This window comes from Neptuniibacter sp. (assembly GCF_024231755.1).
Classification (GTDB): Bacteria; Pseudomonadota; Gammaproteobacteria; order Pseudomonadales; family Balneatricaceae; genus Neptuniibacter.
This window is the reverse complement of the sequence record NZ_JAAEQH010000313.1, coordinates 1-6711: the sequence shown is the minus strand read 5'-3', so window position 1 is coordinate 6711 and position 6711 is coordinate 1. Positions and strand designations below refer to the sequence as shown.

General features: G+C 48.5%; 6 protein-coding genes. 2 read left to right on the top strand and 4 right to left on the bottom strand.

Going from position 1 to position 6711, the window contains the following annotated elements; all coding sequences use genetic code 11:
* Both GY843_RS18380 and GY843_RS18375 read left to right on the top strand, forming a co-directional pair.
* On the top strand, positions 1 to 938 hold a 938-nt coding region (locus tag GY843_RS18380; protein ID WP_297311808.1), incomplete at its 5' end, for an FAD-binding oxidoreductase.
* A gap of 123 nt (positions 939 to 1061) precedes the next feature.
* The gene (locus GY843_RS18375) at positions 1062 to 2285 is read left to right on the top strand and encodes an EAL and HDOD domain-containing protein (RefSeq protein ID WP_297311807.1); all 1224 of its coding nucleotides are present in this window, start codon (positions 1062 to 1064) and stop codon (positions 2283 to 2285) included.
* Positions 2286 to 2377: 92 nt separating this feature from the next.
* Here the strand turns inward: GY843_RS18375 and GY843_RS18370 are convergent, their stop codons facing one another.
* Genes GY843_RS18370 through hemC form a run of 4 tightly spaced genes read right to left on the bottom strand, consistent with a single transcriptional unit; the run spans position 2378 to position 6652 of the window.
* Positions 2378 to 3631 (bottom strand): heme biosynthesis HemY N-terminal domain-containing protein, encoded by a 1254-nt coding sequence (locus GY843_RS18370; RefSeq protein ID WP_297311806.1) that lies wholly within the window; start codon positions 3629 to 3631, stop codon positions 2378 to 2380.
* The gene (locus GY843_RS18365) at positions 3631 to 4917 is read right to left on the bottom strand and encodes a uroporphyrinogen-III C-methyltransferase (RefSeq protein WP_297311804.1); all 1287 of its coding nucleotides are present in this window, start codon (positions 4915 to 4917) and stop codon (positions 3631 to 3633) included. Before GY843_RS18365 ends, GY843_RS18370 begins: the two co-directional genes overlap by 1 nt.
* A 24-nt stretch (positions 4918 to 4941) precedes the next feature.
* A complete protein-coding gene (locus GY843_RS18360) occupies positions 4942 to 5718 on the bottom strand; it encodes a uroporphyrinogen-III synthase (protein ID WP_297311802.1) in 777 nt (258 codons plus the stop codon).
* The gene (gene hemC / locus GY843_RS18355) at positions 5711 to 6652 is read right to left on the bottom strand and encodes a hydroxymethylbilane synthase (protein ID WP_297311809.1); all 942 of its coding nucleotides are present in this window, start codon (positions 6650 to 6652) and stop codon (positions 5711 to 5713) included. The genes GY843_RS18360 and hemC overlap by 8 nt, the downstream gene beginning before the upstream one ends.
* Between the last annotated feature and the right edge of the window lie 59 nt (positions 6653 to 6711).

Here is a 6711-nt window from a genome sequence, read left to right as displayed (position 1 = left end):
TAAGAGTCAGCTGCCGAAATGGCGTATGTGAGATTTGTGAAGTTAAGCTGCTACAGGGCGAGATAAAACAGCGTTACCCCGAGAAGCATATAAAAATAGAAGCGAAGAGCGATGGGGAAACAGTGCTGGCTTGTACTTGTAAGCCGCTGACAGATATTAGGGTGAATGTAGAGGGGCTGAGATGCCCTGGAGAATTATCGGTGAAGAAGTTACTTTGTGATATAACCGCAATCGAAAAGTTAAACAGTGATGTTTATCGTATTCGACTGAAGATGCCTGCAACGGCGTCTATGTCCGCTGAGTTCTATGCTGGACAGTACCTGGATATTTTACTGCCTGATGGTAAGCAGGCTTCGTTTTCAATCGGCTCAGCGCCAGATCAGGGTCGTGACCTTGAGCTGCATATCCGCCATATGCCTGAGAGTGATATTTCCAATGCGATTATCTCTTACCTCCAGGAAAGCAAGACAGTAGAAATAGAGATCCCGAAAGGGGATTGCTACCTACAGGCGCATAAAATTGGTTCTGATACCCGACTGATTTTGGCTGCTGCCAGCACAGGTTTCGCTCAGGTGACAAGTGTTGTTGAGCATCTATTGGCAAACCAGTTTGGCAATCAAATTCATATCTACTGGGGCGCACGTGTCGAAGAAGATATGTATCTGGAAAAGCTGCCAATGCAATGGGCAGCGGAGCATCCTCATGTTCATTTTGAACCTGTGGTAAGCGAACCGGAAAAAAGTCCTGGCTGGACAGGAAGAACAGGACTTCTGCCTGAGGCCGTGCTCGAAGATTTTGCTGACTTCGATGATGTTGAAATCTTTGCCAGTGGCTCTCCTGCCATGGTGTATGCCTTGTTAGATGCTTGCGAAGAGCGTGGCTTTGTTGAGGAGAAAATGCACTCCGATGTCTTTGCGTACGCGCCAAGGCCTAAATAGTTATCTAAGAGAAAGGAGCTTCGGCTCCTTTTTTTGTGTCAATTTAAAGATGCTGGAATTAGTCACACTCAACGGATAAGCTGTCCATACGCATTTCTTCATCTTTGACAGGGATACTTCTTGATGGAGCAGGATAATTCACAGGTATTGATGGTCCGGCAGCCTATCTTTGATAGCAAGCTGAAGATTGTCGCGTACCAGTTGCGTTATCAGTACTCCGAGCAGGCACAGGATTCACTGTTTGACCGTGATACGGAAGGTTCCCTTCTGATCATGCATACCTTTACCAGTCTATGTCAGGATGGACGAGTAAGCCGCGTACCCTTATTTATCCCTTTTCCTAACAACATGCTCAGTGATGGTCAGATATTGACCCTGCCGCAGAAAGAGGTAGTCATCGAGATCGGCGCTGATGTAGAGGTTACAGACGAGGTCATCTCTCATCTGAAACAGCTTTCCGCACAAGGCTATAGACTGGCATTGGATGGATTCAGCCTTCAGCCTCATCTTGTTCCATTGGTTAAGCTGGTCAATATTGTCAAAGTTGATTTCAGTCTGATGCATAGGAAAAAGATTCTACCTTTAGTGAAGACCCTCTCTAAATCGAAAATAACTGCGCTTGCCCAGAATGTTGATGATTTTGATACATTGAAATTCTGTAAGGCTGTTGGATTTAAGCTGTTCCAAGGCCGGTTTATCAGTCGCCCTTCCAAGGTGCTTGGCAAGGAGGTTCCAGGAAATAGCGCTGCATTGCTACAGCTCCTCTCTCAGTTACAGCGTCAGGACATTACTCCGGCAGAGATTGAAGAGCTGATTATCATGGACCCTAAGCTGAGCTTTAAAATCCTTAGGGTTGTGAACTCAGCAGCATACAGATTAACCCGACCCATCGATTCAATGCAGCAGGCGGTAGTCTTGCTTGGGCATGATCAGCTACGTAAGTGGGCAACCCTGATCACGCTGGCCGGAAATACGGATAAACCGGAAGAGCTGCCGCGTAATCTGCTCGTCCGTGGGCGTATGTGTGAACTGTTGGCAGAATCCTCAGGAATGGGGCAGGAAGATAGTGCGTTTATGGTTGGCATGATCTCCCAATTGGATGTCTTATTGGATGTGGATATGGTTTCCCTGCTCAAACAGATCCCACTTGAGAAAAGTATCAAGCTGGCTATTGCAAGGTATCAAGGGGATCTGGGAGCGATGCTAAAAGCAGTGGTCGCTTTTGAGGAAGGAGACTGGAAAGCTGTGGAGCAATCCAATTTAGGCAAAGAGTTCTTTGAAGTTGCATACCGGCATAGCTTGCATTGGGCGGATCAGGCGATGGAGGCTCTAGCGCCAGAGGAATAAGTCAGTGGCTTCATTCAATAAATAAAAAGGGATGCATTAGCATCCCTTTTTACTGTCTTAAGATAGGCAAATTTAGATCCTTGCCAATAATCTTATGCTGTCTCTTTAGTTTCTTCCGGCATTGGTAGCTCAGGTAGGTTTGAAGCCACCAGATTCAGGTTCTGCTGGAGTAATGCCTGGGCACGGTCCGGTTCGCCTAAATGGCGTAACAGACGAGCCAGCTCTGCAAGAGTTTCGGAACGAGGTTCCAACTCCAGACTTTGTTCAAAGTATTTAACTGCTTGTCCCCAGTGCTGATTACGCAGTGATAGGCGCCCCAGTGTCAGGAGCAATGCAGGGCTTTCTGCATGGGATTTCAGCCAGTTACGGGCGTTATCCAGCTGCTTCTTAGCATTATCACCGTTCACTCGGCCATACAGATTGACCAGCTTCTCATCCCAGTTGCGTTTGATCAGATCACGAAGGTTCTGTTCTGCGCGACTTTCTGCGCCAAGAGAAACCAACAATTCAGTGTAGTGCTGTACTAAATCGCCATCGCGGGATTGGTCTTTTGGCAGATCGTGCCACGCTTTGCCTAGCGCTTTGAGACGATCATCTTCGCTAGCCTCAACAGGATGTTTGTTAACACTGTCATCAAGTAGCTGGCTGAAGCACTGACGGCTCAACTCGGTCAGCTCTTCATCCTTAAGGGCTTGGTGCTTGCTTAGGGTCGGGATCAGCTTAGAAAGCTCCTGCCAGTCATCCAGACGCAGGTAGATATCTTTCAGTAGCTTCATTACGTATGTGTTTTTGGGTGCCAGGCTGCGTAGGCGAAGCAGTGTTGCCAAGCAAGGTTCCAACTGTCCGCGGGATAGTTGGATCTCTGCCTGTGAAATAGCTACCGTTACTTCCGCCTCAGGCGTGCTGGAGCGAGCTTTTTGTAGCAGATCATCTGTTGCCTGCTCATCATTTTGCTCATGAGCTGCGCGTGCTGCTGACAGGTAGTTGATCAGAGGTAGGTCAGATTTCTCCGCAGCCTGTGCCAACTGTTTCTGTGCTTGAGCCCAGTTCCCTTCTGACAACAGTGTCAGGCCTTTCAGTGTCTTACGACGACTAATGCGCTGGTTACGGTGTTCACGCCATGTCTGTAGCTTCGCAGTTGGTAGGCGGGTGTGAGTGATCAGGTTAACCAGCCAGTGACCGATAATGAAGCTGACCAGCGAAACGATGAGCAGTACCCACAGGCTGGTTTCGATGGTTGTCTGGTCGTATGCAATTAGCACATAACCAGAGTCTTTAATCATTTTTTCCCCGATCCAGGCGCCAGCCACCAGAATCAGAAGAAGTAGGAGGAACAACTTTTTCATTAGGAAGCCCCCTGTTCCTTAAGTTTTGCCATCTGTGCCAGGTAGCCTTTCAGGCTACGTAGGGAACCAGAAATATCAGGCATTTCAGCAGTAACTTTAACTGCTTTCAGTTCAGAGATGCCGCGTAGAAGGCTCTGGGTTGTGCCATCGCTTTCTTCGAAGTAAGTGCTGATCCAGCTGTGAGCTTTATCCAGGCTGGCATCATAAGAAGCCTGCTTACGCTGCAGTAGTGCTAACTGTGCCTGTTCCAGCATCAGATGAAGGTTCTGTTGCAGGTAGTAGGTCTGTTCAGATGAAAGCAGTGGCTCGATAGGTTCATCACGATGCTGTACGACAACCAGCTTGTTAAGTTTGTCTACCGCTTTACCCCAAGATGCCTCTAAGCCTGCACTCCAAGACTCAGTAACCGCTTCAGGGGTAACCTCTTCAATTAGTTCTGGTAGCTTGTGCTGTTTAGATATAGGGATAAGGCGCAGGTTCTGAACCTGATTGTTCAGAGCGCCCAGCTGCAGGAATACGCCTTCAGTGTCTAACTGAGGTATCGCTTCCAGAGAGGCGATATCGGCAGCGAGCGCTTTACGCACCTCGTAGATTGTTACATCGTCAGTCTCTTTGAGAATTTTATCTGCAGACTTCAGTAGAGTCAGTGCGCCGTCGGCCGTGTTTTCCATCAATACACGCTGGTTAGCCAGACGCAGTAAGTATTCAACTTCAGCCAGTAGCCAGTCCTTACGTGTTGTCTGCTGTTTGGCTGTAACCTGCTGAATGCTCTTGGTCAGACGTTTCTGAAGCTCATCAATGTTGTTCTTGTCAGCTTGGCTTTGGGCCTGTAACTGACCTAGCTTCTGGTTCATATCGGCAACTGACTGATCCAGAGAGCTACGAGCTTCACTCAGAGAGTTGGATACCTGAGACTCTATTGCAGCATTGTTCTGGGACAGGTTGTTGCCTTGCTGCAGAGATAGCCAGTACAGATAGCCAGCGGCGCCTAGGGCGATGATGGAGAGAGGCAGTGCTAGTTTACCCGGCCATGTCGCGGGCTTTTTCTCTTTAGCTGCTGGCTGAGGTGCAGATGTATTTTCCTGTTTAGCTTCGTCCTGTTCTGCTTGATCAGCGACAGAGGCTTCAGCTTTCTGCTCTTCAGTTGAGTTTTCTTCTTTTACCGGCTCGTCTGTAGTTTCTGCTTCAACAACCTTTTCTTCAGAGGTTGTTTCGGTTGCTTCAGTCTCGGTTGACTGAGTATCAGAAACCTTCTCTTCCTGTGACTGTTTTTTTCTGTTGCTCATTATGTCGCTTTCCGCAAAAGTCAGTTACAGCATCAGGGCCTTTAGCATAGCTTGGTCATCAGGGCCTGATGCGGTGGTTATCTTGTTGAATCCTGCTTGTCTTGCTTCTTTATTTATTCGTTCACTAGGCACGACAAGGTGGCATTGGCGAAGTGAATCAGCGCTTAACTGTATTGTTTGCTTGGCCAGGTTTAGCAAATTATTCAAACCTTCTCCGCTACTGATCATGATGTAGTCGGGGGAAGGCTGCAGTGCCTGTAGTATATCGTTATTGTTATGGTCTGGGCAGCTGCGACGGTAGAGTTCAGCATAGCTAACCTCTGCGCCTCGTGCACGAAGTTCTTCGGCCAGCTTTTCACGGCCGCCTTCTCCGCGCATAATCAGTACCTTCTCACCTGCGATATTTTGCAGAGCAGGTGATTCCAGTAACGCTTCTGAATCGTACCCTAGTGAGCTGTGATAGGCATCTATACCAAAGTTGCTCAAGGTCTCAGCTGTCTTTTTGCCAATGGCCAACCATTGGATGCCTACGGGTAGTTGCGGCCAGTATTGATCTATCCAATCGCAGCCAAAGTTAGCAGCATTAGGACTTACGAAAATCAGATGCTGGAACAGGTCAAGGTCCATAATCTGTTGTTTTAGAATATGGAATCCTGAGGAGGTTTCGGTAATGGGTTCTATCTGAAGTAACGGGAAAGGAACAGGCTCAGCTCCTTCTGCTTGAAGCAGCTGTATAAGGTTTTCTGCCTGATGTTCTGGTCGAGTGACCAGAACTCTAAGTTGTTCCAGGGATTTAGCCATCTGTTTTGTTATAGACAGCGTCCAGTATCTCTTTTGCCCCAGCCGCAAGTAGGCGGTCCGCAAGTTTGATGCCGATGCTTTCTGCATCCTTAGGGCTACCGGTTTCCTCATCACGTAGGATCAGTGTGCCATCAGGTCTGGCTACTAGGCCGCGCAGATAAAGTTCGCTGTTGTCTTTGTTCAAAGTTGCGTAGCAAGCGATAGGAACTTGGCATCCGCCTTCCAAGTGACGGTTCATGGCACGCTCAGCGGTTACACGCCAAGCGGTTTCCTGATCGTGTAGCGGCTTTAATAGCTCCAGCAGCTCATCGTCATTCATGCGGCACTCAATGCCAACTGCACCCTGGCCGCCAGCTGGAAGGCTGAAATCAACAGAGATCTCTGATTTGATTCGCTCTGGCACTTCCAGACGAATCAGGCCTGCAGAAGCCAAAATGATCGCATCGTATTCACCTTCATCCAGTTTGCGCAGGCGGGTGTTTACATTGCCGCGTAGCCATTTGATCTGCAGGTCAGGACGTTTTTCACGAATCTGTGCTTCGCGACGTAGCGATGATGTACCAACAACGGCACCCTGAGGTAGCTCATCGATGTTGTTGTAGGTGTTGGAAACGAAGGCATCAGTAGGTTGTTCGCGAGGACAGATCACTGCCAGGCCCAGGCCTTCTGGAAACTCCATTGGCACATCTTTCATGGAGTGAACAGCAATATCAGCTTCGCCTGCCAGCATTGCTTCTTCCAACTCTTTTACAAACAGGCCTTTGCCACCCACTTTAGCGAGTGGCGCATCCAGAATCTTATCGCCTTTGGAAACCATGCCCAGAAGCTCGACCTTGATTCCCTGATGATGGCGTTCCAGCTCGGCTTTTACATATTCAGCCTGCCATAGTGCCAGGGGGCTTTTTCGGGTTGCGATGCGGATGGTTCTGCTCATAAAACTCGTCTCTGATACAGCATTTCTGATATTTGCTGCCGATTGTAGCAGATTGAGCT